Genomic DNA, 25,027 nt, shown 5'->3' on the forward strand with positions numbered 1-25,027 from the left:
GAGCCACCGGGGGCTACGGCTTGACCGCGACCGCGCCGAACTCGTCGACCTCGCGCTGCAGCGCCGGGTCCTCGTCGGCCGACGGACGCCAGCTGCCGCACGGCACCAGGCCGGGCTCGAGCACGGTCAGGCCCTCGAGGAACAGCGCGAGCTGGTCGGGGTGGCGCAGGTGGTACGAGAGCGGCGCGTTCGCGTTCCAGACGCCGATCGCCTCCTCGAACGCCGGCCCGTCGAGGACGTTCGTACCGTCGGCCGTGACCAGGTAGCTGCCCGAGGGCAGCGCGTCCATCAGGCGGCGGACGATCGACACGGCCTCGTCGAGGTCGGGGACGTGCCCGAGGATGTTCATCAGGATCAGCCCGACCGGCCGGGACAGGTCGAGCGTGGTCTCGGACGCGGCCGCGATGATCGACTCCGGTTTCCGCAGGTCGGCGTCGATGTACTCGGTCGAGCCGGCCGGCGTGCCGGTGAGCAGCGCCCGGGCGTGGACGAGCACCATCGGGTCGTTGTCGACGTAGACGACGTGCGCGTCGGGCGCCGCGGCCTGGGCGACCTGGTGGGTGTTCTCGGCGGTCGGGATGCCCGTGCCGATGTCGAGGAACTGGCGGACGCCGGCGTCGGCGGCCAGGAACGTGACCGCCCGCTTGAGGAACGCGCGCGAGGTCCGGGCCACGATCGTGATGTCCGGGTAGAGGTGCGCGAAGTCGTCGCCGACCGCGCGGTCGATCGCGTAGTTGTCCTTGCCGCCCAGCCAGTAGTTCCAGACCCGGGCCGAGTGCGGCACGCTCGTATCGATCTTGCTGCTGGCCTGCGCTCCAGCGGACTCGCTGTTGGTCACGGTCGGAGCCTACCGCCCCGGTCACACTCCACTGAGGACGGCCTGGCGACTTTCGGGGTTATTCCCGGTCGGTTGGATGATCCAACTCACGCTCGCCTGACAGAAGCTAAGTGCTTAAGGTTATGTCACCAACCAACGGGAAGAGGACTGACATGGCCACGATCGAAGGTGCCGTCGCGCTGGTCACCGGCGGGCAGCGAGGACTGGGCAAGGCGTTCGTCGAGGAGCTGCTCGCGGCCGGCGCGGCCAAGGTCTACGCGACCGCCCGCACGCCGGTCGACCCCACCGACCCCCGGGTCGTCGCACTCCCCCTCGACGTCACCGACCCGGCCTCGATCGCCGCGCTCGCCGAGCGGATCGGCGACGTCACGCTCGTCTTCAACAACGCCGGGACGACGATCCGCGGACGGCTGATCGACGCCTCCCGGGACGACCTCGACGAGGTGTTCGCGACCAACGTGTTCGGGGTCGTCGGGGTCTCGCAGGCCGTCGCGCCGATCCTGGCCGGCAACGGTGGTGGTGCGCTGGTGAACGTCGCCTCGGTGCTGTCGTGGGTGGCCGGCGCCGGCGTCTACGGCGCGTCCAAGGCCGCGCTCTGGTCGGTGACGAACACGCTGCGCGTCGAGCTCGCCGGGCAGAACACCCAGGTCGTCGGCGTCCACCTGGGCTACACCGACACCGACATGACTCGCGCGCTCGACGTCCCCAAGAACGACCCGCGCCAGGTGGCGCGGGACACCATCGCGGCGGTCGCCGCCGGCGAGACCGAGGTACTGGCGGACGAGGTGAGCCGGGTCTTCAAGGCGGCGCTGTCGGGCCCGGTGGAGGGGCTCGCACTGACGCGCTGAGTGCGCGGGAGGTCGCCGGAGTCGCGGTCGCGTCGGCACGATCTAGGATCTGGTCCGCCGACGACTCCACAGGGACGGTCCACCGCGCGTCTACATTCCGTGCCGACCACACCGACCGCGGCGGGCTTCGACGAGTACGTCGCAGCGCGCGGCCTGGCGCTGCTGCGCTTCACGTACCTGCTCACCGGCGACTACCACCTCGCCGAGGACCTCCTGCAGGAAGCTCTGGCCAAGGTGCACCGGCGCTGGTCGCACCTGGCCGACGCCGAGCGCCCCACCGCCTACGTGCAGAAAGCCATCCTGCACCAGTACCTGTCGTGGCGCCGCCGCCGCTCCTCGACCGAGACGCCGATCGCCGAGCCGCCCGAGCACCCGACGATCGACCACGCCGAGCTGTTCGCCGAACGCACCCAGCTCTGGCACGCGCTGTCCGCGCTCCCGCGGCAGCAGCGCGCCGTGCTCGTCCTCCGCTTCTACGAAGACCTGGACGACGACGAGATAGCGCGCCTCGTCGGCTGCTCGGTCGTCACCGTCCGCAGCCACGCCAGCCGCGGCCTGGCCGCACTCCGCAACTCCGTCCAGTTCGCCCGAGGGGAGGCCCGATGAACGAGTTCGAGCACACCGTCCGCACGATGCTCACCGAACGGGCGGTCACCGTCCCCGAGCAGCCCGGCCTGGTCGACGGCGTCCATCGGATCGTCCGGCGGAACCGCAACCGTCGCCGGGCCGTCGTCGGCGCGGCCCTGGCGATCGTCCTGATCGCGGCCGGCTCGGTCGCCTGGGGCGCCCAGCGCCCCGACGACCACCTCGTCCCGGCCGGCCCGTCGAGCACGTCCCCGACCGCGAGCCCCTCCGGATTGCCGCCGGTCACCGCGCCGGCCGCGCCGCTGCGCGTCGGCTACCTGCCGAAGGGATTCGACCGGCCGACGGTCACGATCGACTCCGTCCACAGCTGGACGATCACCACCGTCCGCGACGCTCCCAGCGCGGTCGTCGAGATACAGGTCAGCATGAAGGAACTGGGCGAGCGCGACAGCGGCCGGCTGAAGTACGCCAAGACCGAGACGGTCGAGGTCCAGGGCACCAAGGCCACGCTGAGCGTCGTCCCGAGCCACCCCGGCTGGCCGGACCTGTCCCACCAGAGCTACTGGGGCCCCTACTCCGAGCTGACATTCGCCCGCACGAACGGGCAGTGGGTGCGGATCGAGGCCTACAACGCCGACGAGACCACCGTCGACCCGGAGGTCAGCGAGGCCGATCTGCAGGCGATCGCGGCCGGGCTGACCGACGGCCCGACCCCGGTGGCCGACCTGCTCCGCTTCCCGGCGCTCCCGGCCGGGCTGACGATCGCCAGCCTCGACCGGGGCTCGCCCGGTACCCCCGCCAACCGGACCGCGACGCTGCAGCTGGGGTACCCGTCCGACCCGCTCGCCTCCACCAACGAGCCCTACGGCGGAGCCCAGTGGGATCTCGAGCGCGCGCCCGTCGTCGTGCTGGCCGGCGCCGACGGATCCGTCGTGCCGACCCTGCTCGCGGACCCGGCCACGTTCACCACGCTCCAGGTCGACGGCCACGAGGTCCGCACCTACTCCAAGGGCTATCCGGGACGCACGGTCCTGACCACGACGTTCGGCCCGGACCGGAGGATCGCGCTGTCCGCCGACACCAAGCTCGGGCTCTCCGCACCGCGCCTGGCCCGGTTCCTGCTGGCCATCCGTCCGGGCGCCGACTTCGGCTGAGGCTCAGTGTCCCCGGAACGCCTCGGCCAGCCACCACGACCCACCGTCGTTCGCGATCTTCGCGTCCAGCAGCAACGGCGAACGACGGTCCCAGGAGTCCAGCACGGCCAGGTCGGCGACCGTCCGGACGGTCGCGCCGGCCAGCCCGTACCCCCGGGCGATCGCCGCGATGTCGGTGTCCGGGAACGTCACCGCGCCCAGGTCCGCCGACTCCCCGAAGTGGTGGACCTCGGCCCCGTAGGCCGCGTCGTCGTAGACCACCATCAGCAGCGGCAACCCGAGCCGGGCCACCGTGTCCAGCTCGGCCGCCGCCATCAGCAGCCCACCGTCGCCGGTACCCAGCACGGTCAGCCGGTCCGGCCGGGCCAGCGCGGCCCCCACGGCCGTCGCCAGACCGAGCCCGATCGACTGGAACGCCTGGGTGAAGCAGAACCCGGCCTCGTCCGGCACCGACAGGAACGCGGCCGGGTAACCCATGAAGTTGCCCGAGTCCACAGCCACGGTCCGCTCCACCGGCAGCATCCGGTCGAGCGCGACCGACAGCTCGCGCGGGTCGATCCGGTCGGCCGTCGACAGGTCGAACGGCCCCCACCCGGGCCCGTCCGCGATCCGCGCCGCGACCGCCGCCGTGCGGTACCCCTCCCGCCGGCCCACGGCCGCTAGCAGGTCGGCCGCCGTCGCTCCCACGTCCCCGTGCACCCCGAGGTCGATCGGACGGTTCGCTCCCAGCGCGTCCGGATCGGAATCGACCTGCACCAACCGCGTGCCGTTCCCGATGAGCCGGCCGTGGCGCAGCGTCCACATGGTGAACGAGCAGCCCCAGCCGACCAGCAGGTCCGCGCCGCGGATCAGGTCCGCGGTGACCGGGTTCGAGAACCCGCCGGAGATCCCCAGGTCGAACGGGTCACCCGCGAACAGACCCTTGGCCACCGCGGACGTCGCGAGCAGCGCTCCGGTCCGGTCGGCCAGCGCACGCAGGACCGCGGACCGTCCCCGGGCCCCGCGCCCGCCGAGGAACACCGGCCGGTCCGCGGCGGCGAGCGCCTCGGCCAACGCCTCCACCGCGGCCACCCCCGGCCGCACCGGCTCCGGCGCTGCCGGGATCCGCACGTCGCCGGGTGCGGCCTCCTGCGCCTGCACGTCCAACGGCAGGTTGAGGACGACGGTCCGCCGGCCGTCGCGGGCCGTTCGCCAGGCCCGGACGACGTCGTCGGCGACGGTCGAAGCCCCGTACACCCGCTCCGGAACCGCGCCGACGCTCGCCACCAGCGCGTCCTGGTCGATGCGGAAGTTCGACCGGACCGCCGAGGCCGCGGTGTCGGCGGTGAGCACGAGCAGCGGCGTGCGCGACTTCGCGGCCTCGGTGAGCCCGGTCATCGCGTTCGTCAGCCCGCAGCCCTGGTGCAGCGACAGCACGCCGACGCCGCCGCTGGTGCGCGCGTAGGCGTCCGCCATCGTGGCCGCGCCGCCCTCGTGGCGGGTCGCGACGAACTCGACGCCGGCCGCCCGCAGCGCGTTCGTCACGTGGAAGTTGCCGCTGCCGACGACGCCGAAGGCGTAGGTCGCACCCAGCCGGGCCACCAGCGACCCGACCGCGTCGGCGACCGTGGTCACCGCTCGACCAGCGCGAACACCCGCGCCGGGCTCCCGGTGCCACCGACGATCGGCAGCGGGCTGACGACGAGCACCGCGCCGGTCGCGGGCAGCCGGTCGAGGTTGCGCAGCTGGGTCAGCCCGTAGGTGCCGGCCTCGAGCAGGAAGTAGTGGGCCGGGAACGGCGGCTCGAAGCCCCCGGCCGCCCCGGCGTCGATGCCGACGGTCTCGACGCCGAACCCGGCGATCGTCCGCTCGGACGCCAGCCACCGGGCGGCCTGCGCCGACGGCCCCGGGGTGTGCGGGCCGTTCTCGTCGGCGTTGAGGAACGCGGCCGCGTCCTCCTGGCGGGCGCTCCAGCCGGTGCGGACCAGCAGCCAGGCGCCGTCCGGGATCCGGCCGTGCTCGGCCTCCCAGGCCTCCAGGTGCGCGGGCTCGAGCAGGAAATCGGGGTCGTCGGCGACCTGCGCCCGGACGTCGACCACGACGACCGGCCCGACCAGCTTCGACGGAGGGATCACGTCGACGGTCTCGCCGTCCTTCGCCGAGATCCAGTGCGCCGGGGCGTCGAGGTGCGTGCCGGTGTGCTCGCCGGTGTGGATGTTGTTCCACTTCCAGGCCGGGCCGGCGTCGTCGAACGCGCTCACGGCCTCCAGGCTCAGCGGGATCGTGTTGGCGAACGGCGGCGGCAACTGCAACACCGGCGTCGACGGACCGAGCGGAGCGGTCAGGTCGACGACCTCGACGTCGGCCGAACCGAGCGCGGCCACTAAATCGGACAGAACAGACACCAGGGCCTCCCGAGGACGACTGAGCGACACCCTAGCGTTGCGGAACGGCTCTACCGTTCACACCATGACCGACGTCGCGCCGGAGGTGCTGGCCCGTCTCTCCCGGCGCAGCCGCGTGGTCGCCGCGGTCCTGGGTGCGGTCGGTTTCCTGTACGCCGTGCTCGTACCGCTGCTGTCCGGCCGACCGGCTCTCTTCCTGGCCCTGCTCATCGTTCTCCCGGTCGGGTACGCGGTGATCTTCCGCCGTCGCCGGCGGCCGGGGTTCGCGTTCGGGCACTACGACGGGCAACCCGCGTTCGCCGCCCCGTTGACCCCGTCGATCGGCGGGGCGCTGGTGATCGTGCTGCTGGAGGCGGCCGGGCTCCTGGTGCCGGCCGGAGGCGGCGGCCTGATCCTGCCCGGCGCGGCGGCCGCGCTGCCGGTGGCCGCGCTGCTGGTGGCCTCAGCCGTGGCCGTGCTGCTGGTGGCCGCGGCCGTGGCCGTGCTGCGGACCCCGCCGCTGCTGCGGCTCACCGCCGAGGGGCTGGTCGTCACCGGGCGCCCGAACCGGCTGATCCCGTGGGACGCGTTCGCTCCGTGCGGACCGGCCGGCCCGGAGATGGGGCGGGACGCGATCTGGCTCCAGGCCCGGGCCGGTACCCGGGGGCTGGGGCGGGAGTGGGCGACCGATGTCCGCGGGCGGCCGCCCGCGCCCGGTCAGGCCTGGTTCCGGCTGCGGTTGCGCGCGGTTCTCGTCGATCCGGAGTTCTTGGCCCGCAGCCTGCGCACGTACCGGAGCAACCCGCGGCTGCGCCCGGCGATCGGTACCGCCGAGGGAGTCGACGATCTGTTCGGCTTCGCCACGTCTGCGGTCTAGGTCTCGCACACCACCGCGCGCTGGGCGTCCCGTTACCGCAGCCCGTCTGTCCGACAGGTCCGGCCGCCCGCACCGATCCCCGGCCCGCACCGCCCTCGGCGGCCAACCACCCGCAACCCACGCCACCAGCCTCACGGGACAGAACGCCCCAGTTCGTGGACGGCGGTGCTGGACGCGGTCCGTCTCGATGCCGGCGACGACCTCGCCGTGGTCACCGCTGGACAGCTGCGCGGCGTGGTCTGCCGGCTGATCGCTGCCCGGATGCGCTCAGACCGGGTCCTGCGCCGCCCGACACCCGAGCGGCCACCCGGAACCTGGGGCCGTCCCCGCCGCCACGGCGGTGAGTTCGTCTTCGGTGACCCCGCCACCTGGGGCGATCCGGACGTGCGCACCCACACCCCGACACGTCTTTACGGACCCGCTCACGCACAAGCCTGGGATCGGCTGCACCCGAGGCAAGCTAGGCGACGCAGAACTCGTTGCCCTCCGGGTCGAGCAGTACGACGTTTCCGAGCTGATCCCCGTACGTCTGCTCCCGGACGACGGTCGCGCCCGCCGACGTCAGCCGAGCCACCGTCGCCCGGATCGCGTCCTCGCGCCCGGCCGGATCCGCGGCCGGGCGGACGTCGATGTGCATGCGGTTCTTGGCGGTCTTCCCCTCCGGAACCCGGAGGAAGCCGATCGCCGGGCCCACGCCGTCGGGATCGACGATCGAGGCCCCGTCGGGCTCCTCGTACCCGGGCTCGGGCACGTACCCCAGCGCCTCGGCCCAGAACGCGGCCAGCCGCTGCGGATCCGCCGCGTCACACCCCAACGTCCATTTCGTCGCCATACGCGCACGGTACCCAGCTAGAGACCCACGAACGAACGGATCAACGACGCCAGCTCCACCGGCCGATCACTCTGCACCGCGTGCCCCGCGCCCTCGACGGTCTCCACCCGCATCGACGGTAAGCGCCGCCGGGCCTCGGCCAGGTCCGACGGCGACACGAATTCCGACTCCGCCCCGGTCACCAGCAGCACCCGCGCGGTCAGCGACCCGAGGTCGTCCCACAGCAACGTCCCGGAGTCGCTGACGCCCCGCCTCGGCGCGTCGTAGCGCCAGGTCCAGCGCCCGTCCGGCAGTTGCTTCGTGTTGTGGACGACGCCCCGGCGGACCGCCGCGGCCGGGCGCCGGGGAGACGCCGCCACCGCGGCCGCCACCATGGCGTCCAGATCGGAGAACGTGCGCGGACCGCGGGTCAGGGCCACCGCTCCCTGCTGACGCTCGGTCAGCCGGGCCGCGACCCCGGGCGAGCCCGGGGTGACGTCGACCAGCACCGCGCGGCGGACGAGGTCGGGCCGGGTGGCCGCCAGGTGGATCGTGGTCATCCCGCCGAGGGACATCCCGACCACCGCGGCCGCGTCCGGCGCGAGCCGCTCGACGACCGTCGCGACGGCCTGGGCGTTACGCACCGGGCCGTAGTCGTGGTCGGCCCGCCAGTACGAGTGCCCGTGCCCGGGCAGGTCGATCGCGATCGCCGGGCGGCCGAGGCACAGCGCGACCAGATCCCAGGTCCGGGCGTTCTGGCCGCCACCGTGCAGGAACACCAGCTCGGGCGGGTCGGTGCCCCAGGTGACGACGCTGACCATCCAGCCGGGTGAGACCTCCACCGGCCGGCGCCGGAGCACCGGTATTCGATCGTGCGGAAGACCGAGCTCATCGGCGACCTCGGTCAGAGACGCGAATTCGTCCACTCGTCGAGGGTATTCACCCGGAGCACGGCGAGGACGACATCGTCCTCAGAGGTGGGTCCGAAGGCCCCCAGAAGGTGGTCACAGAGCGCGTCCGCGGACCGGTGCTCCGTCCCGGCGAGCGCGTCCACCAGCGCCTGCAGACCCTCGTCGAGCGGCTGCCCCCGCCGTTCGACCAGGCCGTCGCTGTAGAACACCAGGCTGGATCCGGGCGCGAGCATTGTCGTGTGGTCGGTCCGCGGAGGGTTGGCGTGCACCCCGATCAGCAGCTCGGGCCGGGTGGAGAGCAGCCGGACGGTCCCGTCCGGCTCGATCAGCGCCGGCGGCAGGTGCCCGGCGTTCGACCACTGCAGTGACCGGCTGCCGTCCCGGCCCTCCCGGCCGACGTGCGCGAGCAGCACGGTCGCGAACGCGGCGACGCCCAGCCCGTGCAGCGCGTCGTCCAGACCGGCCAGCACCCGGGACGGCTGGTGACGCAGCGTGTACGAGATCCCGCGCAGCAGGTTGCGCAGCTGGGCCATCGCCGCGGCCGCCTCCCGGTCGTGCCCGGTGACGTCCCCGACCACCATCGTCAGCCGGCCGTCGGGGAGCTCGAACGCGTCGTACCAGTCCCCGCCGACCTGGGCCTGCTCGACCGCGGACCGGTACCGGACCGCGAAGTCCAGCCCGTCGGGCTTCGGCGGCGGCGTCAGCAGGCTGCGCTGCAGGCTCTCCGACATCTGCCGCTCGAGCTCGGCCGCCCGCCGTTCGGCCTCCCGCTGCCGGGACCGGCTCAGCGCCTGCGACAGCGCCGTCCCGATCAGGCGGACGAATCCCAGATAGCGATCGTCGGGCGCCAGCCGCGGGCTGAGCTGGGCGACGAACGTGGCGTCGGGCGCGAGCCGGATCGACACCACCGGGCCGTCTTGGCGATCCGCCAGCGCGAAGTCCTGGCCCGGCGCCAACCCGCCGGGCAGCTCGATCGTCACGTCCGCCAGGTCGTTCGGAACGGTCCGCAGGACCGGCAGGACGCGGTCGATCAGCTCACGCGGGTGGTCCAGGTCGCTCAGCCGGTCGTTGAGCCGGCTGAGCAGCTCGAGCCGGCGGCGGCCGAGGATCTCGGCGGTGGTCTCCGACGCGATGTCGATGACGCCCTCGATCTCCCCGGACGGGCCGGTGACCGCGGAATAGGAGAACGTGAAGTAGGTCTCCTCGAGGAAGCCGTGGCGGTTCATCGGCAGCTCGAGGTTCTCCACCCACTCGGTGCCCGCGCCGGACGACACCCGCCGGAGCATCGCGCCGATCGTGTCCCAGATCTCGGCGAACACGACCTCGGCCCGCTCCCCGAGCGCGGCCGGGTGCTTGTCGCCGATCATCTGGACGTAGGCCTCGTTGTAGACCAGCACGTACTCCGGGCCCCAGATCAGCGTGACCGGGAAGCGGCTGTTCAGCGCCAGGTCGAGCGTGCTGCGCAGCGTCGGGCTCCAGGCGTCGACCGGGCCGAGCGGGGTCGTGGCCCAGTCGACGCGCCGGTAGGCGTCGGCCAGCGTTCCGGCGGCGGCGAAGGGATCCACCGGCGCACCATAACTCCCCAGCTCAGCCCTCTACGACGGAGAACTCCACGACGGCGAGTTCCTGCCGGGCGTCGCCCTCGAGGAGGACCGCGGTGAGCCGGTGCAGGCCCCACTCGACGAACGTGAGGTCCTCCAGCTCGATCACCCGCGGCTCGTGGATGGGTGTGCCGGGGATCTGGTGAATGGTGTTCACGACGAAGTCGTGGTCGACGTGTCCGAGCGACTTCGCCGGGCCCTCGATCTCGACCCGCAGGACCGCGGTGCGGTCGACCTCGTCCGGCTCGACGCCGAGGATGATCGCGAACGTGACGTCGGCGGTCGCCGGTAGGGACGGCAGTTTGGCCCACTCCCAGCCCGCGCCCTCCACGTACAGCAGTCCGGCCTTCACGTGGGCCGAATGCGCGACCATCGCCGCCACCGCTCGCATCGACTGTCCCCTCGTCCGATGTACGTCTACCGTCGAGTTTCGCAGGTCAGCGCTTGCCGACAGTACGGTGGCCGGGTGAACCCCTATGACCTCGTGGGTGAGTGGGAGTTGGCCCGCCGGGTGGTCGATCAGGCGACCGGCGTCCATGGGCGGGTCTCCGGCGACCTGCGGGTGAGCGCCGAGACCGAGGGTCTGGTGTTCGCCGAGAGCGGGGTGCTGCTCTGGGAGGGTCACCGGCTGCCGGTCAGCCGGGTGTCCCGTCTGCGGTCGGTCGACGGCGAGTGGTGGATGCTGTTCGAGGACGGCCGGCCGTTCCACCCCTGGCGGCCCGGGGTCCCGGTCGTGCACCCGTGCGGCGCCGATACCTACGACGGCCTGGTCGACGTCGATCAGGACGGTCGGCGCATGCGGACGTTGTGGGACGTCCACGGGCCGGCCAAGTCGCAGCGACTGATCACGCGGTTCACCCGGCGCGGCGGTTTCCGGCAGATCGGGTGAACCGGAAGGATTCGGCCCAGACGCAACGATGCGGGGGGCCGATGACGATCACGGGTGTTCGGGAACGGGGGTACGCGGTCTCCGTGCAGTTGAACGGGCCGCTCGCGCCCGAGGTGACGATGACCGCGCGGGACGCGGTCCGGGCGGCGATCGGGACGCGGCGCGGGCCGGTGCTGCGGGCCGACGTCCGGGTCGTGCGGTACGCCGATCCGGAGCTGACGCGCCCGGTGGCCGCGTACGCGACCGTGAGCCTGAACGGGAACCCGGTGCGCGTCCACACGACCGAACGGACGCCCGACGAGGCGATCCGGGAGCTGGCGCGGGTGCTGCGGGCGGCGCTCGATCGGCTGGAGCAGGATCTGCGCTGGCGCAGCGGGTCTTCGTGGGCCCTGGCCGGCGTGCCGTCGGCCGGGAGGCTGCGGACGCCGGGAGTGGTGAGCGGGGAGTGTTCGATCGACCAGGCGATCGGGGTGCTCGAGCTGCTCGACCGGGACTTCCAGCTGTTCCGGGACGCCGGGACCGGTGAGGACACGCTCGTGCACCGGGCCGGTCCGACCGGGTACCGGCTGGTGCAGGCCCGGCGGGCGCCGCTGTACGTCTGCCCGGAGACCGCGGTGTCGATCGACTGCACCCCGGCGCCGTCGCTCACCGTGGAGGAGGCCGCGGCCCGGCTCGCGGCCGGGGAGCGGCCGTACGTGTTCTTCGTGGACGTGACGACCGGCCGGGGCGCGGTGCTGCACGTCCGGCGGGACGGGGATCATGGGCTGGTAGCGCTGGGCTAGCTGTTCGCGGGAGTTGGTGCGGGTGCGGTGAGTCGACGGCGTGGCGGGGAGATCAACGCGCTGGCCGGGCGGCTGGCCCGGGCGTCGGCCGTCGAGGCCGGCCGGGACTGGGAGCCGATGGACGAGGACGAGCGCGGGCGGTGGGTCGCGGCCTGGCAGCCGGCCGCGCTGGCGCTCCGGGCGCGCCGGGCTCTGCCGGTGACGGATCAGGAGGTCACGGCCATCGCCCGGACGCACCGGCGGATCGAACCGGCCGGAGCCGAGCCGCCGAGCGTCGGCACGAAGGAGGCCGCCCAGATGGTGATCGACCTCCGGATCCGGAGCTGACCGACCTCCGGCGGCCGGCCGGGCCGCGCCGGCGGTATTGGGCAATCGAGGGCGCGTAGGGCGCAAGAACCGATCACGGTGGATCCGGCGAGAGGGCAATTCCTGAGGTGGCAGCCACGACCTCTGGATGGGAGAAACCCCCCGATGACCGGCAAACTCGCCGACAAGGTAGCGATCGTCACCGGCGGCACCGCCAACCTCGGCAAGCTGTTCGCCCAGTCGCTCGCCGACGACGGCGCCCGATTGGTCCTGCACTACAACAGCCCCGGCCGCGAGCAGGAGGCCGCCGACGCGGTCAACGACGTCAAGGGCCGCGGCGTCGAAGCGGTCGCGGTGCAGGGCGACCTGACCGGCCCGGACGCGATCACGGCGCTCGTCGACGCGACCCTGGAGCGCTTCGGACGCTGGGACATCCTGGTCAACACGTCCGGCATCATCGTCCGGAAACCGCTGGCCGAGACCACCGAGGAGGAGTTCGACGCCTCGTTCGCGATCAACGCCAAGATCCCGTTCTTCCTGATGAAGGAGGCGGCCGGCCGGATGGCCGACGACGGGCGCATCATCAACCTGGTCACCACCCAGGTGGCGGTCACCGCACCGACGTACTCGGCCTACGCGGGCAGCAAGAGCCCGGTCGAGCACTTCACCAAGGCGTTCGCCAAGGAGATCGGCCACCGCGGCATCACGGTCAACTGCATCGCGCCCGGACCGCAGAAGACGAGCTTCCTCTACGGCGCCGAGAACGACGAGACGCTCGCCTGGCTCGCCGGCCAGACGATCTCGGGCGAGCTCGGCGACCCCGTCGACGTCGTCCCGGTCATGCGGTTCCTGGCCGCGCCGGAGACGCGGTGGGTCACCGCGCAGACGGTGTTCGTGAACGGAGGGATGATCTCGCCGATCAACTGAGGCGCCTACGTTGAAGGGGTGACATTCGCGGGGATCGGCCGGCCGTTGACCGACAGCTCGGCCCTCGGGTGGGGACGCGTCGCCGTCGGCCGGTTCCGGGACCCGGCGCAGCTCGACGAGTACGTCGGTCCGCCCGCGCCGCAGCTGACGATGGTGCTGGTGACCGCCGGGCACTACACGATCGAGAGCCGCGACGGAGGGGCGTTGCGCCGGGTCGGGTACGCGCCGGGCTCGGTCGGGATCACCGTTCCGGGACGGCGCAACGAGCTGCGGTGGCGGTCGGCCGGGCAGGACCGGCTGGAGTCCCTCCACCTGCGGGTGGCGCCGGCCCTGGTGCACGAGACGCTCGACGGGCTCGGCCTGCCCCACGACGACGTGGCCGGGCTCGACGTCTTGTCGCTCGGCGACGCGTATGTCGCGGGGGCGATGTCGGCCCTGGGCGAGGCTCTCGACGCCGGGGCGCCCGGGCTGTACGCGGACTCGGTGGCCGAGGCCGCGCTGGTCCATCTGGCCTACCGCCGGTTGGCCGGTCCTCCGCGCCGGAGCAACATCGCGAGGGATCCCGGGGTGCTCGGCCGCCGGGGCCTGCAGCGCGTGCTCGACTACCTGGACGCGCACCTGGGTGAGGACGTCGGGCTGGACACGCTGGCCGGGCTGGTCAGCGTGAGCAGGTACCACTTCCTGCGCACGTTCACCCGGGCGACCGGGCTCACCCCGCACCGGTACCTGGTCGAGATCCGGCTGCGGCGCGCGGCCGAGCTGCTGCGGACCAGCGGGCTGAGCGTCCAGCAGGTGGCGGCGTCGTGCGGCTACCGGAGCCCGAGCCGGTTCGCCGCGTCGTTCCGGGCCCGGTACGGGGTGTCCCCGTCGGAGTACCGCCGCTCAGAGTAGGGCGCGGGCCCAGACGTCGGTGTGCTCGTCCAGGTAGTCGGTGGTGGCGGTCCAGTACGGCGAGTCTTCCGTCCAGATCTGCGCCCACGGACGGATGTCGCGTTCCGCGCCGTCCAGCAGCAGGTCGACCATCGCGCGGGTCCGCCGGGCGAGCATCGGGACGAGCAGCCCGCGGTCGGCGGTGCCCAGCCCGTAGCCGTCGACCAGCGCGGCCAGCCGCTCGGCCGCGACGACCGGAGGACGATCCGGCCGCAGCCCGGCCATGCTCTGCTCGTCGCGGCCCAGGGCCCGGGGGGCGCCCCGGAAGCCGACCGACTCCAGGTGGAGGAGCAGCGCGTCGACGGCGTCGGTCCAGGGGCCGGCCGGTCGGCGCACGGTGTTCCCGACGCGGACGACGCCCTGGGTGACGCGACCGTTCAACGGGAGCTCAGCGTCCCTCATGCGCTGGAGGCCCGGGCGGCGACGGTGGCCAGGTCGTCGTTCGAGAAGCCGGCCCGGCTCAGGATCGCCAGCGACTTGTTCGTCGCCAGCGTGCTCAGCGCCAGCCCGGCCGCCTCTTCCCCGGCGACCCCGGCGGCCCGGAACGCCTGCTCCAGCCTCGTCCGCAGGCCGTCGATCGAGGTTCGGACCAAGGCCTGGCTCTCGACGTCGAGAGCCGGGAGCTGCGCGGCCGACATCGTCAGCAGACAGCCGTCGGGAACCTCCGGATCGGCGATCCGGGCCAGGCTGACCTGCAGGTACGCGGCCACCACGGCGCTCGGGCCGGCGTGCGGGCCGGCCATCGCCCGCTCGTACTGCGGTTGATAGATCTGCGCGTAGCGCAGGAGGCTCTTCCGGAACAGCGCGCCCTTGTCGCCGAACGTGCCGTAGAGGGAGCCCCGGCCGAGGCCGGTCCCCTCGGTCAGGCGGTCGATCGACGCCTCCGAGTAGCCCCAGCGCCAGAACACGAGCATCGCGCGCCGGAGCGCCTCGTCCACGTCGAACTGCTTACGGCCGGCCATGCGCCGAGCGTACTCGTCTTGTACTGATCGTTCCAAGTTCGCTAGGGTGGCCGAAGTTGGACCGATCGTTCAAAGAAAGGAACACCATGACGCTCCCGCTGCCCGACGGATTCACCGATGTCTTCACCAGCCACTTCGTGGAGCTCGACGGATTACGGCTGCACGCCGTGACCGGCGGCCACGGCCCGGCGCTGCTGCTGGTCGGCGGATGGCCGCAGACCTGGTACGCCTGGCGCGAGGTGATGCCCGCGCTGGCCCGCGAGCACACGGTCGTCGCCGTCGACTCCCGCGGCGCCGGGCTGTCCGACAAGCCCGACGACGGCTACGACGCTGGGACCCTGGCCGCCGACCTGGTCGCGCTGATGACCGCCCTCGGGCACGACCGGTTCGACGTGGTCGGCCACGACATCGGCACCTGGACCAGCTACGCCCTGGCCGCCGACCATCCCGAGCGGGTGCGCCGGGTCGCCGTCCTCGAAGCGGTGATCCCCGGGCTCAGCCCGTCCCCGCCGTTCTTCGGGTCCGCGGCCGCCAACCAGAAGCTCTGGCAGTTCGGCTTCAACCGGCTCGACGGGCTCAACGTGGAGCTGGTCCGGGGCCGGGAGCGGGTGTTCTTCGGCTGGCAGTTCGCCACCAAGGCGGCCACCCCGACCGCGATCCCGTCGTACGCCGTCGACGTCTACCTCGACGCGCTCACCGCCGACCCGCGCGCCCTGTGGGCGAGCTTCGAGTACTACCGGGCGCTGGACACGACGATCGCCCAGAACCAGAAGCGCAGCCGAACCCGGCTGACGCAGCCGGTGCTCGCCGTCGGCGGCGCGCTCTGGAGCGGCCCGGCCGCCGCCCAGACGATGCGGCTGGCCGCCGACGACGTCACCGAGGTCGTCCTCGACGACTGCGGCCATTACCCGGCCGAGGAGCAGCCGGCCCGGTTCACCGAGGTGCTCGAGGACTTCCTGCGCCGCTAGGCCGTTCTGTCCATGGACGTTGGTGACAACGAGCTGATGTGAGGGGGACCTCCGGGCAGGTGTGTAGCTGCCGAGCACACACGTCCCTGCCAATCGCTGACCGCTCTCGAGCGGCGGATCGTCACGATCTGGGTCACCACACGCCTGGGGTCCGCGCGGATCGCCGCTCGCCCGGGTCCCACCCGGCCATGGTCCCCGGCGGCCTGCCACCCGCAACCCGCGTCACCAACCTCACGGGACGGAAAACCTAGAGAGCGGCGGCCAGGGCGGCGCCCGCCTCGGCGACGGCCCGTTCGGCGTCGTCGAACGGGTGGCGCAGGAACTCGTGGATCATCCCGTCGTAGCGGCGCAGGGTGACCGGCACGCCGGCGTCGGCCAGGCGCTGCGCGTACTGCTCTCCCTCGTCGCGCAGGGCGTCGTACTCGGCGGTGAGGACGAACGCGGGCGGAAGCCCGGCGAGGTCGGGTTCCAGCAGCGGGGACACCCGCGGGTTGAGCTTGTCGGCCGGGTCGGCGAGGTAGTGGTCCATGAACCAGTGCTGGGCCTCGCGGGTGACGTTGCCGTACCGGCCGGCGAGCTCGGTGATCGAGCGGTTGGTGCGGCGGAAGTCCAGGTCCGGGTAGATCAGCAGCTGGAACCGGATGGGCGGTGCGCCCGCGGCCCGGGCGGCCAGCGTGACCACGGCGGCGAGGTTCCCGCCCGCGCTGTCGCCGGCCACGGCCAGCCGCCCCGGGTCGACGCCGAGCTCCCCGGCGTGCGCGGCCACCCACTCGGTGGCCGCGAAACCCGCGTCGGTGGCGGCCGGGAACCTGTGCTCGGGCGCGAGGGGGTAGTCGACCGACACGACGACGCTGCCCGATCGGTTGGCCAGCGCGCGAGCCAGCGCGTCGTGTGAGTCGAGGTCCCCGAGGACGTACCCGCCGCCGTGGAAGAAGACGACGACGGGCAGGTTGCGGTCGGGCGTCGGCCGGTAGACGCGGACCGGCGTGCCGCCCGAGGTGCGGAGGTCGCGAACGTCGGCGACCGGCTCGCCGCTTCCGGGCGACAACAGCCGCGCCCCGGCCCGGGCCTGTTCGGGGGAGACGGTGTGCAGGCCGGCGAAGTTGAGCGCGGCGAGCCGGTCGAGGTGGGCCTGGACTTGCGGGTGGAGAGGCATGCATTCGACTTTCTGACTTGAACTACGCTTCAAGTCAAGGAGGTGGGTTCCCTTGGATATCGCCGAAGTGGCCGAGCAGGCCGGCCTGACCGCGTCGGCGCTGCGGTTCTACGAGCGGCGCGGGCTGATCCGGTCGAGCGGTCGCAACGGTCTGCGCCGCACGTTCGATCCCGACGTCGTCGACCGGCTGCAGCTGATCGCCTGCGCCCAGGCGGCGGGGTTCACGCTGGGCCAGATCGGCCGGTTCCTGGTCGCCGGCCCGGACGACGAGGAGCTGCGCCGGCATCTGGCCGTGAAGGCCGGCGAACTGGACGTCGAGATCGATCGGCTGACCCGGATGCGAGACGGCCTCCGCCACGCGGCGACGTGCGACCACGCGCCGCTGGTGGCCTGCCCCGACTTCAAGACCCGCCTCGACCCCGCTCAGCGGTAGGGGAGGCTGACGGTCAGGCGGGTTCCCTCGCCGCGCACGCTCTCCAGCGCCGTCCGCCCGCGCAGCGCGCGCACCCGGTCGTCGATTCCGGCCAGCCCACCGCCCGGCACGACCGTCGCGCCGCCCGGGCCGTCGTCGGCCACCTCGCCGTGCAGCCAGCCGGCGGCCTCGGTGACCCGCACGCGGACGCGCGCGTCCGGCGCGTACTTGGCCACGTTGGTCAGGCCCTCGCAGAGCCCGAAGTACGCGGTCGCCTCGACCGGCGGCGGGGCTCGTCCGACGTCGACCGAGAAATCGACGGCGAGGCCGAGCCGGTCGGCGACCTCGGCCAGGGCCGGGCCGATGCCGTCGGTACGCAGCACCGGCGGGTGCAGGCCGCGGGCCAGGTCCTCCAGGTCCGACATCGTCGCCAGCACCTCGTCGTGGCACACGCCCCGGACCGGCTCCGGCAACCCCTCGATCCGGGCCAGCCGGTCGGCCAGCGCGGCCAGCTGCCGCTGCGCGCCCGACCGCAGGTCGCGCTCGAGCCGCCGGCGCTCGGCGGTCTCGCGCTCCTCGACCCGCGCCTGGGCGGCCATCACCTGGTCGAGGTGCGCGGTCGCCACCGCCTCCAGCTGGGCCGTCAGCAGCGCCTGGCTCCCGGCCCGCAGGACGGCGTCCACCATCGGGCGGCGCAGCCGCAGACCGTCGTCCAGCTCGACGAGGGCGAGCGGGCGACGCTCGTCGGTGCGCGCCTCGGTCCACCAGCGGCCGGGGACCGACGGCCGGTCGCCGACCAGGCGTCCGGACCGGTCGACGTAGCCCTCGGAGGCGGGGACCCAGAACAGCAACCGCAACGACGGGTCGCGCAGCGCCGAGGCGAGCGCGTCGCGGACCGTCGCGACCGACGTGGTCGCCGACGTCATGCGGACGACGCGGTGCGGCGCGTCGACCTCGCGCCAGCGCTCGCGCAGCGCGCCGGAGAGCACGGCCAGCGGCAGCACGACCGAGATCGTGTTCTGCACGACGTAGAGCGAGAGCAGCGCGTCGACGTCCCGGAAGGCCTCCGAGGACGCGGTGGACGCGACCGCGATCGCCGTGACCCCGGTGGCGATCAGCACCGGGATCGCCGCCGGACGCTCGGTCGGCGGCAGCCGGAGCCCGCGGCGCACCAGCAGCGCGAGGTACCAGGCGGCCAGCACCAGCTGACCGCCGACGACCACGGTCACGACGGCGTCGAACAGACCCCGGTGCGGCGCCACGCCGGGCCAGGTGACCGACGACGGCAGCCCGTTCCACTCCGGACGCGAGACCAGCTCGGCCAGCAGCTCCCCGACGACGAGCACGAGCACGGCGAAATAGACCCAGTAGCGGTCGACGCCCGACACGCGGCCGGCCGGATACGACAGCACGGCCGCGCCGGCCAGGATCAGCCCGATGCCCTCGCTGTAGAACGCGACCAGCGGCCAGACGCCGGTGTGCCAGGCCGCGAGCCAGGCGAACGAGCCGAACACCCCGCCGAGCAGGAGGAGCACACCGCTGCGCTGGCGGGAGTCGCCGGTGCCGAGCAGCAGACCGCCGGCGGCGGCGAAGATCGCCATCGCCAGCACGGAGATCGCGGCCGCGTAGAGGTGGTCGCGCCAATAGGGCGCGCCGCAGACGAACGTCAGCGCGCCGGCACCGAGACCGGCCAGCCCCGCGCGTCCGGTGTGCCCGGGGACCGGTAGCACTGCCCTCACCCCGCCGCATGATACGGCCCCCGGTGCGCGGTGGCTGACCCCCGAACGGCAGTCTGTGGATCGTGCTCCGAGTCGCCACGCTGAACGTCTGCGGCCTGCCGCCGCTGCTGTCCCGGTTGCCGCCGCTGGACCGGCGCGCGGCGGCCTTCGGCCGCGTCGTCGAAGACTCCGATGTGGACGTCTTCAACGTCCAGGAGGTCTGGGGACGGCGGGCGCTGGGCGCGCTCCGACGGGCCCTGCCGTCGTTCCCGCACGTCGCGTTCGTTCCGACGTCCGGCGGCGGGCCGTCCGGGGGCCTGGTGACGTTCTCCCGCACGCCGACGGGCCGCCCGGCGTTCCACTCGTTCCGCGGCACCGCACCCCGGACCAGCACGGCGCTGTTCCGGGCCCGGCGCGCCCTCAATGCCCGCCGCCAGGGGATCCTCAGCGTCCCGCTGGACGGCGCGCACGTCGTCAACACGCACCTGACGTCCAACCGCGACGGGGACTGGACCACCGAGAGCCGCTACTACCAATTCCACTGTGACCAGCTCGACCGGCTGCACTCGGTGATCCAGGGCGCGTCGGTCGTCACCGGCGACTTCAACATCGCCGCCGACTCGCCGCTGTACCCGAGGCTGGTGGGGGACTGGCACGACCCGTTCGCGGAGTCGGACCCGATCACGTACCACCCCGAGTTCCTGCCGGCCGGCGCGCGCGGCCACCGCATCGACTACGTGCTGACCCGCGGCGACGCCACCGCGGCCGAGGTGCTGTTCGCCGAACGGCTGCCGTCAGTCGGCTGGGCTTCCGACCACCTCGGGCTCGCGGCGACGGTACTCCCGGGGTGAGACACCGACGACCCGCTTGAACGCGGTGCTGAACGCGCTCTCCGAGCCGTAGCCGACCGCTCGCGCGACCACGGCCAGCGTGTCGCCGGAGGACCGCAGCCGCGCCGAGGCCAGCTCCATCCGCCACCCGGTCAGGTAGTCCAGCGGCCCCTGCCCGACGACGTCGGAGAACCGCGCGGCCAGCGTCGACCGGGAGACCGCGGCCTCACCGGCCAGCTCGGCGACGGTCCAGGCGTGGGACGGTGCGCCGTGCAAAGAGCGCAACGCCGGACCGACCACCGGATCGGCCAGCCCGGCGAGCAACCCCGACCCGGCCGACGGCACCCGGCGCAGCACGTGCACCAGCATCACGATCGCCAGATGTTCGGCGACCAGCGTCGAGCCCAGGCCGCCCGCTCGCAGCTCGAGATCGATCTGGTCGAGCGCCCAGCGCAGAGCGTCCGCCTCGATCGTCTCGGCCGGCACGTGGATCACCGGCGGCAGGGCGTCCAGCAACACGGTCCGGGCGCGTTCTCCGAAGGAGAACCGGCCACCGATGAGCGCCACGTCCTCGCCGTCGCCGGCGTGCGCCATCCCGCCGGTCGCCGCCGCGAACAGCGGGCCCGCCGGAACGGCGGCGGTCTCCAGGTCGCTGGAGAGGGTGAACGGCCGCGGGTGGGTCAACAGGTAGCAGTCGCCGGGCGCGAGCGGGACCGGTTCTCCGCCGTCCACCCTCAGCACACAACGACCTTTCCGGACGACGTTGAACTTGACGTCGTCGGGCGCGGGAAAGGCGACCGCCCAGTGCCCGCCGGCGATCAGCCCGGTCGACACGTGGCCTCGGGCGTCGAGGAGCGCGAGGATCTGTTCGAGCGGATCCCTGGACGATGGCGAATGTTCTTCGGGCACTGGATCATGGTACGTCCGACATCGGCGCCCTACGGTGGTGTCGTGAACAACTTCGATCTGACCGGCCGCCGGGCCATCGTCACCGGTGGCGCCTCCGGCCTGGGAGCGGCGACGGCCCGCGCGCTCGAGGACGCGGGCGCCGACGTGACGATCGCGGTCCGCACCCCGCGGAGCCCGAACGCGCGCCCGCTCGACCTCGCCGACCTCGACTCGGTCCGGGCGTTCGCGGACGCCTGGGAAGGGCCGCTCGACATCCTGGTGGCCAACGCCGGCGTGATGGCGATCCCGACCCGGCAGCTGAGCGCCCAGGGCTGGGAGCTGCAACTGGCCACGAACTACCTCGGGCACTTCGCGCTGGCGCTGGGGCTGCGTCCGCACCTGACCGACGGGGCCCGACTCGTGGTCGTGAGCTCCGGGGCGTACCGCAACGGACCGTTCGACTTCGACGACCCGCAGTTCGCGCGTCGGCCGTACGACCCGATGCTCGCGTACGCGCAGTCGAAGACCGCCGAGATGCTGTTCGTGACCGAGGCCACCCGGCAGTGGGACGACGTCGCGGTGAACGCGCTCAGCCCCGGCTACATCCACACCGCGCTGCAGCGCCACCTGGACGACGACACGATGCGGGCGTTCGGCGCGATGGACACGGACGGGAACCTGATCACCCCGAGCTACTACAAGACGCCCGAGGAGGGCGCGGCGACGTCGGTGCTGCTCGCCGCGTCGCCATCGGTGGAAGGCGTCACCGGCCGGTACTTCGAGGACGAGAAGGAGGCTCCGGTGGAGGACTTCGCCCGCGACCCCGAGGCCGCGGAGCGGCTCTGGGAGCTGGGCCTCAGCGGAATGCGCTGAGCTTGGCCGGGTTGAGCACGACGAAGATGTCGGTGATGCCCTCGGGCGAGCCGACGATCGAGGCGACGCCGAACAGCGCGCCGTCCTGGGTCAGCACCAGCGCGTCCTGGCCGTTGACCTGGGCCGGGCGTACGTTGCCCTCGGCGAAGAACCGCTGGAGCGCGTTCTGGAACTGCGCCACGCGCTCCCGGCCACGCACCGGGAAACGGGCGGCCCGGGCCGCGCCACCGCCGTCGGAGTAGCGGACGACGTCGTCGGCGAACAGCGCTTCGAGCCCGCCGATGTTCCCGGCCCGGGCGGCGGCCAGGAAGGCGTCGAGGAGCCGGTGGTGCTCGTCCGGGGCGACCGTGGTGCGCCGCCCCGACTCGACGTGCTTGCGCGCCCGGCTCACCAACTGCCGGGCGCTGACCTCGGAGATCTCCAGCACCTCGGCGATCCGCCGGTACGGGTGGTCGAACGCCTCGCGCAGCACGTAGGACGCCCGCTCGGTGGGCGTCAGGCGTTCGAGCAGCAACAGCACGGCGAGCTCGAGCGCCTCCGCGCGCTCGGCGCCGAGCGCCGGGTCGGCGCTGGTGTCGACCGGCTCGGGCAGCCACGGCCCGACGTAGCTCTCCCGCTTGACCCGCGCGGACTGCAGCGCGTTGATCGCCAGCCGGGTGACGACCGTGACCAGGAATGCCTCCGGGTTCTCGACCGTCGACCGGTCGTACTGCTGCCAGCGGACCCACGCGTCCTGCACGACGTCCTCGGCCTCGCTGACGCTGCCGAGCATCCGGTAGGCGACGCCGAACAGACGCGGCCGCAGCGCGGTGAAGGCCTCGGCGGCGAGATCGAGGGACTCGGACATGTCAGATCGTCGGCGTCCAGCCGAGGGCCGGGCCGAGCTTCGTCGCGACGTCGGTGAGGATCTGGACGTAGTCCTCGTGCTCGAAGCTGAACGGCAGCGCGAACGCGACCTCGTCGACCTGCTGGAACGCCGGGTCGGCGTAGAGCTGGGCGGCGATCTCGTCGGAGGACCCGATCAGGTCGCGGGCGAACATCATCCGGGCCGGGCCCTGCGGGGTGGAGGTGCGCGGGGTCCGGGCGGCCACGTACGCCTCGTACTTCGTCCGCTGCTCGGCCGAGGCTCCGTCGGTGGGGATGACGACGAGGCCCTGCGAGACCCGTCCGTCGGGCCGGGCCTTCCGGTAGGCCCGGACGTGGGACGCCTGGACCTCGGCGAAGTCTTCGGAATCCTCGGCCCGGACCACGTTGCTGGTCAGGAAGTTCATGTCGTGTGCGGCCGCCCATTCGGCCGAGCGGGTGCTGCCGCCGCCGTACCACATCCGGCCGGACAGCCCGGGGGAGTGCGGCTCGACCCGCTTGGAGAACACCTCGAAGCCCTGGGTGCCCTCGAAGTCGCTGACCTGCTCGCCGCGGATCGCGGACAGCAGCCGCGACACCCGCGTGTAGCTGAAGTCCTCGACGTCGGCCGTGTCGGGGTACAGCGCGTCCTTGACGTTCTCCCACCGCATCGGCGGCCCGACGCTCAGCCCGGGGTTGAGCCGGCCGCCGGACAGGATGTCGACGGTCGCCAGGTCCTCGGCCAGCCGCAGCGGGTTCTCCCAGCCCAGCGGGATCACCGCGGTGCCGAGCGCGATCCGGCTGGTGCGCTGGGACGCGGCGGCCAGCACCGCGACCGGCGACGAGATGCCGTACTGCAGGTGCCGGTGGCGCACCCAGGCGCTGTCGAACCCGAGCTCCTCGCCGAGCTGGATGATCTCGAGCGTGGACTCGTGCCCGGGTCGTGGGTTCGCCCCGTCGAACAGGCCGATCGTCAGAAAGCCGAGCTTACGGAGCGGTTCGGTGGGGTTTGGCACGCGCTTCTCCTTCGGTTCGGCTCTATTCTGCCTCCCGTGCTGATCGCCGATCCGACGCGTCAGATCCCGGCGGCGAACGTCCGGAGCTCGGCCAGGGCCTCGGGGCCGGTCGGCGCCTGCTCCGGGTCGACCAGCCACTGCAGCATGAGCCCGCTCAACAGCGCGAGCGGCACCGAGCCCCCCAGGCCGGCGCGGCCCTCCCGCTGACCGCGGGCCAGGTGTGCGCGGACCTCGGCCGATCGCTCGGCCTGCACCGCGGCCTCGAGCTGCGCGACCCACAGCTGCCGGTGCGTGGTGAACGTCGCGATCAGGGCCTGCCACCGCTCCTCGGCGGTGCCGTCCGGCGTCCGGGCGGCCAGCTCCGCCGACAGCTCCTCGACCGCGTCCACGAGCGCGATCGTGAGCAGTGCGTCCTTGGAGCCGAAGTGGTAACCGATCGCCGCGTGGTTGACTCCGGCCGCCGCCGCGATGTCCCGGACCGTCGTGCGGGCCCAGCCGCGCTCGATCAGGCCGCCGGTCCGGCGCTCGCCTGCTACTTGTCCCGGGCCGGTTACTCCGTGACGGTGGTCGAGCGCGCGGCCGCGCTGCGCGACAGCGGCTACGCGGTCGACTTCCGCGGCGACGCGGTGTCCGTGCTCGCCGAGCTCGGCATCCTCGACGAGGTCCGCGGGCACCGGACCGGGATGCGCGGCACCACCCTCGTCGACGACGACGGCGTCGCGGTGGACCAGTGGGGCCCGGACGTCTTCGGCGGCGACCTCGAGGTACCGAAACGAGCCCTGACCGCGATCCTGCACCGGCTCACCGCCGACACTGTCACCTACATCTTCGGCGACACGATCACCGCGCTGCGGCAGCAGGAATCGGGCGTCGCGGTCGAGTTCGCGCACCGCCCGCCGAGCAAGTTCGACCTGGTCGTCGGCGCCGACGGGATGTACTCCGCGGTCCGGGCGCTGGCGTTCGGTCCGCACGAGCGGTTCCTCCGCCACCTCGGCATGTCCGGCGCCGGCTTCAGCACCGCGAACTTCCTCGGCCTCGACCACACCGGACTGCTCCAGCCGTCCGGGACCACGGCGGTCTACCTGTTCGGCGGTGACCCGGACGACCGGCTCACGGTCAGCCTCTCGTTCGCCACCGAGTCGCCCGAGCTCGACCGGCGTGACCGGCGCGCGCAGGAGGACGCGGTCCGGTCCGCGTTCGCCGGACGCGGCTGGGAGATCCCCCGGCTGCTCGACGCTATGTCACGGGCCGACGACTACTACTTCGCGTCGACCGGCCAGGTCGAGGTCGACCAGTGGCACCGCGGCCGCGTCGTCCTGGTCGGCGACGCCGGGTACTGCGCCGCCCCGACCAGCGGTTCGGGCACCTCGCAGGCCCTGATCGGGGCCCGGACCCTGGCCCGCGCGCTGGCCGGATCCGGCTACGAGGACGCGTTCACGGCGTACGAGCGGCAGTTACGGCCCTTCGTCGCCCAGAACCAGGCGGCCGGCCGCGCTGCGGCGTCGATGTTCGGGGGCGGGACCGTCGGCGCGCCGTGAG

At 73.0% G+C, this 25,027-nt stretch carries 28 protein-coding genes and 3 pseudogenes; 15 read left to right on the top strand and 16 right to left on the bottom strand.

Annotated features, from left to right (window positions below):
* Positions 1-13: 13 nt before the first annotated feature.
* The gene (locus FL583_RS05970; RefSeq protein WP_142703440.1) at positions 14-838 is read right to left on the bottom strand and encodes an SAM-dependent methyltransferase; all 825 of its coding nucleotides are present in this window, start codon (positions 836-838) and stop codon (positions 14-16) included.
* A gap of 152 nt (positions 839-990) precedes the next feature.
* Here FL583_RS05970 and FL583_RS05975 point away from each other — a divergent pair, with 152 nt between their 5' ends.
* The 3 genes from FL583_RS05975 to FL583_RS05985 all read left to right on the top strand — a co-directional run bounded on the left by FL583_RS05975 (position 991) and on the right by FL583_RS05985 (position 3,425).
* Entirely contained in the window at positions 991-1,686 is a 696-nt protein-coding gene (locus tag FL583_RS05975) for an SDR family oxidoreductase (protein WP_142703441.1), read from the top strand.
* A gap of 99 nt (positions 1,687-1,785) precedes the next feature.
* Complete coding sequence (locus FL583_RS05980; protein ID WP_142703442.1) at positions 1,786-2,292, top strand: SigE family RNA polymerase sigma factor; 507 nt, start codon at positions 1,786-1,788, stop codon at positions 2,290-2,292.
* Positions 2,289-3,425, top strand: coding sequence for a hypothetical protein (locus FL583_RS05985; RefSeq protein WP_142703443.1), 1,137 nt, complete (start codon positions 2,289-2,291; stop codon positions 3,423-3,425). The genes FL583_RS05980 and FL583_RS05985 overlap by 4 nt, the downstream gene beginning before the upstream one ends.
* A 3-nt stretch (positions 3,426-3,428) precedes the next feature.
* Here the strand turns inward: FL583_RS05985 and FL583_RS05990 are convergent, their stop codons facing one another.
* Both FL583_RS05990 and FL583_RS05995 read right to left on the bottom strand, forming a co-directional pair.
* On the bottom strand, positions 3,429-5,039 hold the full coding sequence (locus FL583_RS05990) for a thiamine pyrophosphate-binding protein (protein WP_142703444.1): 1,611 nt from the start codon (positions 5,037-5,039) through the stop codon (positions 3,429-3,431).
* On the bottom strand, positions 5,036-5,809 hold the full coding sequence (locus FL583_RS05995) for a cyclase family protein (protein ID WP_142703445.1): 774 nt from the start codon (positions 5,807-5,809) through the stop codon (positions 5,036-5,038). The genes FL583_RS05990 and FL583_RS05995 overlap by 4 nt, the downstream gene beginning before the upstream one ends.
* A 64-nt stretch (positions 5,810-5,873) precedes the next feature.
* Between FL583_RS05995 and FL583_RS06000 the strand changes: the two genes are divergently transcribed.
* On the top strand, positions 5,874-6,665 hold the full coding sequence (locus tag FL583_RS06000; protein ID WP_142703446.1) for a hypothetical protein: 792 nt from the start codon (positions 5,874-5,876) through the stop codon (positions 6,663-6,665).
* A 150-nt stretch (positions 6,666-6,815) separates the two neighbouring features.
* Positions 6,816-7,133: pseudogene (locus tag FL583_RS42815) on the top strand (transposase); the annotation flags it as partial.
* Here FL583_RS42815 and FL583_RS06010 read toward each other — a convergent pair.
* The 4 genes from FL583_RS06010 to FL583_RS06025 are packed head-to-tail and all read right to left on the bottom strand — an operon-like array spanning position 7,126 to position 10,379.
* Positions 7,126-7,497, bottom strand: a complete 372-nt coding sequence (locus tag FL583_RS06010) for a VOC family protein (RefSeq protein ID WP_142703447.1) — start codon at positions 7,495-7,497, stop codon at positions 7,126-7,128. The pseudogene FL583_RS42815 and the gene FL583_RS06010 sit on opposite strands and share 8 nt — an antisense overlap.
* A gap of 17 nt (positions 7,498-7,514) precedes the next feature.
* Positions 7,515-8,402, bottom strand: a complete 888-nt coding sequence (locus tag FL583_RS06015) for an alpha/beta fold hydrolase (protein ID WP_142703448.1) — start codon at positions 8,400-8,402, stop codon at positions 7,515-7,517.
* A complete protein-coding gene (locus tag FL583_RS06020) occupies positions 8,381-9,952 on the bottom strand; it encodes a PP2C family protein-serine/threonine phosphatase (RefSeq protein WP_142703449.1) in 1,572 nt (523 codons plus the stop codon). Before FL583_RS06020 ends, FL583_RS06015 begins: the two co-directional genes overlap by 22 nt.
* Positions 9,953-9,974: 22 nt before the next feature.
* The gene (locus FL583_RS06025) at positions 9,975-10,379 is read right to left on the bottom strand and encodes a hypothetical protein (protein ID WP_142703450.1); all 405 of its coding nucleotides are present in this window, start codon (positions 10,377-10,379) and stop codon (positions 9,975-9,977) included.
* Between the two features lie 75 nt (positions 10,380-10,454).
* Between FL583_RS06025 and FL583_RS06030 the strand changes: the two genes are divergently transcribed.
* The 5 genes from FL583_RS06030 to FL583_RS06050 all read left to right on the top strand — a co-directional run bounded on the left by FL583_RS06030 (position 10,455) and on the right by FL583_RS06050 (position 13,783).
* Positions 10,455-10,877 carry a DUF6314 family protein gene (locus FL583_RS06030; RefSeq protein WP_142703451.1) on the top strand — a complete coding sequence of 141 codons (423 nt, stop codon included), beginning with the start codon at positions 10,455-10,457 and terminating at the stop codon, positions 10,875-10,877.
* A gap of 41 nt (positions 10,878-10,918) precedes the next feature.
* Positions 10,919-11,659: a sigma 54 modulation/S30EA ribosomal C-terminal domain-containing protein gene (locus FL583_RS06035; protein WP_142703452.1), complete on the top strand. Its 741-nt coding sequence runs from the start codon at positions 10,919-10,921 to the stop codon at positions 11,657-11,659.
* Between the two features lie 27 nt (positions 11,660-11,686).
* Positions 11,687-11,986, top strand: a complete 300-nt coding sequence (locus tag FL583_RS06040; protein ID WP_142703453.1) for a hypothetical protein — start codon at positions 11,687-11,689, stop codon at positions 11,984-11,986.
* A 144-nt stretch (positions 11,987-12,130) separates the two neighbouring features.
* Positions 12,131-12,892 (top strand): SDR family oxidoreductase, encoded by a 762-nt coding sequence (locus FL583_RS06045; protein WP_142703454.1) that lies wholly within the window; start codon positions 12,131-12,133, stop codon positions 12,890-12,892.
* Positions 12,893-12,910: 18 nt separating this feature from the next.
* Positions 12,911-13,783: a helix-turn-helix domain-containing protein gene (locus FL583_RS06050; RefSeq protein WP_142703455.1), complete on the top strand. Its 873-nt coding sequence runs from the start codon at positions 12,911-12,913 to the stop codon at positions 13,781-13,783.
* A 264-nt stretch (positions 13,784-14,047) separates the two neighbouring features.
* Here the strand turns inward: FL583_RS06050 and FL583_RS43330 are convergent.
* Together FL583_RS43330 and FL583_RS06060 are read right to left on the bottom strand one after the other, a co-directional pair.
* Positions 14,048-14,224 (bottom strand): annotated as a pseudogene (locus FL583_RS43330) (kinase); the annotation flags it as partial.
* Entirely contained in the window at positions 14,221-14,784 is a 564-nt protein-coding gene (locus FL583_RS06060) for a TetR/AcrR family transcriptional regulator (RefSeq protein WP_170323505.1), read from the bottom strand. The gene FL583_RS06060 and the pseudogene FL583_RS43330, both read right to left, overlap by 4 nt.
* Positions 14,785-14,870: 86 nt before the next feature.
* On the opposite strand from FL583_RS06060, the gene FL583_RS06065 reads away from it, so the two are divergent.
* Positions 14,871-15,752: an alpha/beta fold hydrolase gene (locus FL583_RS06065; protein WP_142703457.1), complete on the top strand. Its 882-nt coding sequence runs from the start codon at positions 14,871-14,873 to the stop codon at positions 15,750-15,752.
* 247 nt (positions 15,753-15,999) lie between these two features.
* Here the strand turns inward: FL583_RS06065 and FL583_RS06070 are convergent, their stop codons facing one another.
* Positions 16,000-16,908, bottom strand: coding sequence for an alpha/beta hydrolase (locus tag FL583_RS06070; RefSeq protein WP_142703458.1), 909 nt, complete (start codon positions 16,906-16,908; stop codon positions 16,000-16,002).
* A gap of 52 nt (positions 16,909-16,960) precedes the next feature.
* Here FL583_RS06070 and FL583_RS06075 point away from each other — a divergent pair, with 52 nt between their 5' ends.
* Complete coding sequence (locus FL583_RS06075) at positions 16,961-17,341, top strand: MerR family transcriptional regulator (RefSeq protein WP_142703459.1); 381 nt, start codon at positions 16,961-16,963, stop codon at positions 17,339-17,341.
* Here the strand turns inward: FL583_RS06075 and FL583_RS06080 are convergent.
* Positions 17,332-19,059 carry a sensor histidine kinase gene (locus FL583_RS06080; RefSeq protein WP_142703460.1) on the bottom strand — a complete coding sequence of 576 codons (1,728 nt, stop codon included), beginning with the start codon at positions 19,057-19,059 and terminating at the stop codon, positions 17,332-17,334. The two genes, FL583_RS06075 and FL583_RS06080, sit on opposite strands and share 10 nt — an antisense overlap.
* Positions 19,060-19,121: 62 nt before the next feature.
* Here FL583_RS06080 and FL583_RS06085 point away from each other — a divergent pair, with 62 nt between their 5' ends.
* On the top strand, positions 19,122-19,889 hold the full coding sequence (locus FL583_RS06085) for an endonuclease/exonuclease/phosphatase family protein (protein ID WP_170323506.1): 768 nt from the start codon (positions 19,122-19,124) through the stop codon (positions 19,887-19,889).
* Here the strand turns inward: FL583_RS06085 and FL583_RS06090 are convergent.
* On the bottom strand, positions 19,833-20,777 hold the full coding sequence (locus FL583_RS06090) for an AraC family transcriptional regulator (protein WP_142703462.1): 945 nt from the start codon (positions 20,775-20,777) through the stop codon (positions 19,833-19,835). The genes FL583_RS06085 and FL583_RS06090 overlap by 57 nt on opposite strands.
* Positions 20,778-20,783: 6 nt before the next feature.
* On the opposite strand from FL583_RS06090, the gene FL583_RS06095 reads away from it, so the two are divergent.
* Complete coding sequence (locus tag FL583_RS06095) at positions 20,784-21,629, top strand: SDR family NAD(P)-dependent oxidoreductase (RefSeq protein ID WP_170323507.1); 846 nt, start codon at positions 20,784-20,786, stop codon at positions 21,627-21,629.
* Here the strand turns inward: FL583_RS06095 and FL583_RS06100 are convergent.
* The 4 genes and pseudogenes from FL583_RS06100 to FL583_RS42705 all read right to left on the bottom strand — a co-directional run.
* Positions 21,613-22,476, bottom strand: coding sequence for an RNA polymerase sigma-70 factor (locus FL583_RS06100; protein WP_142703464.1), 864 nt, complete (start codon positions 22,474-22,476; stop codon positions 21,613-21,615). The genes FL583_RS06095 and FL583_RS06100 overlap by 17 nt on opposite strands.
* Position 22,477: 1 nt before the next feature.
* Positions 22,478-23,488, bottom strand: a complete 1,011-nt coding sequence (locus tag FL583_RS06105) for an LLM class flavin-dependent oxidoreductase (RefSeq protein WP_142703465.1) — start codon at positions 23,486-23,488, stop codon at positions 22,478-22,480.
* Between the two features lie 59 nt (positions 23,489-23,547).
* Complete coding sequence (locus FL583_RS06110) at positions 23,548-23,877, bottom strand: hypothetical protein (RefSeq protein ID WP_240746591.1); 330 nt, start codon at positions 23,875-23,877, stop codon at positions 23,548-23,550.
* 24 nt (positions 23,878-23,901) lie between these two features.
* Positions 23,902-24,162 (bottom strand): annotated as a pseudogene (locus tag FL583_RS42705) (TetR family transcriptional regulator); the annotation flags it as partial.
* On the opposite strand from FL583_RS42705, the gene FL583_RS06115 reads away from it, so the two are divergent.
* Entirely contained in the window at positions 24,046-25,026 is a 981-nt protein-coding gene (locus tag FL583_RS06115; RefSeq protein WP_240746592.1) for an FAD-dependent monooxygenase, read from the top strand. The pseudogene FL583_RS42705 and the gene FL583_RS06115 sit on opposite strands and share 117 nt — an antisense overlap.
* The last annotated feature ends 1 nt before the right edge of the window (position 25,027 follow it).

The sequence above is a fragment of the Cryptosporangium phraense genome, assembly GCF_006912135.1.
Lineage (GTDB): Bacteria > Actinomycetota > Actinomycetes > Mycobacteriales > Cryptosporangiaceae > Cryptosporangium > Cryptosporangium phraense.

Bases quoted from the DNA above. Each gene is read 5' to 3' on its own strand.
- FL583_RS06045 (WP_142703454.1), top strand. From the start codon at position 12,131: ATGACCGGCAAACTCGCCGACAAGGTAGCGATCGTCACCGGCGGCACC.
- FL583_RS06100 (WP_142703464.1), bottom strand. From the start codon at position 22,476: ATGTCCGAGTCCCTCGATCTCGCCGCCGAGGCCTTCACCGCGCTGCGG.
- FL583_RS06065 (WP_142703457.1), top strand. From the start codon at position 14,871: ATGACGCTCCCGCTGCCCGACGGATTCACCGATGTCTTCACCAGCCAC.
- FL583_RS06060 (WP_170323505.1), bottom strand. From the start codon at position 14,784: ATGGCCGGCCGTAAGCAGTTCGACGTGGACGAGGCGCTCCGGCGCGCG.
- FL583_RS06070 (WP_142703458.1), bottom strand. From the start codon at position 16,908: ATGCCTCTCCACCCGCAAGTCCAGGCCCACCTCGACCGGCTCGCCGCG.
- FL583_RS06010 (WP_142703447.1), bottom strand. From the start codon at position 7,497: ATGGCGACGAAATGGACGTTGGGGTGTGACGCGGCGGATCCGCAGCGG.
- FL583_RS05975 (WP_142703441.1), top strand. From the start codon at position 991: ATGGCCACGATCGAAGGTGCCGTCGCGCTGGTCACCGGCGGGCAGCGA.
- FL583_RS06095 (WP_170323507.1), top strand. From the start codon at position 20,784: ATGGTACGTCCGACATCGGCGCCCTACGGTGGTGTCGTGAACAACTTC.
- FL583_RS05985 (WP_142703443.1), top strand. From the start codon at position 2,289: ATGAACGAGTTCGAGCACACCGTCCGCACGATGCTCACCGAACGGGCG.
- FL583_RS06000 (WP_142703446.1), top strand. From the start codon at position 5,874: ATGACCGACGTCGCGCCGGAGGTGCTGGCCCGTCTCTCCCGGCGCAGC.
- FL583_RS06025 (WP_142703450.1), bottom strand. From the start codon at position 10,379: ATGCGAGCGGTGGCGGCGATGGTCGCGCATTCGGCCCACGTGAAGGCC.
- FL583_RS06035 (WP_142703452.1), top strand. From the start codon at position 10,919: ATGACGATCACGGGTGTTCGGGAACGGGGGTACGCGGTCTCCGTGCAG.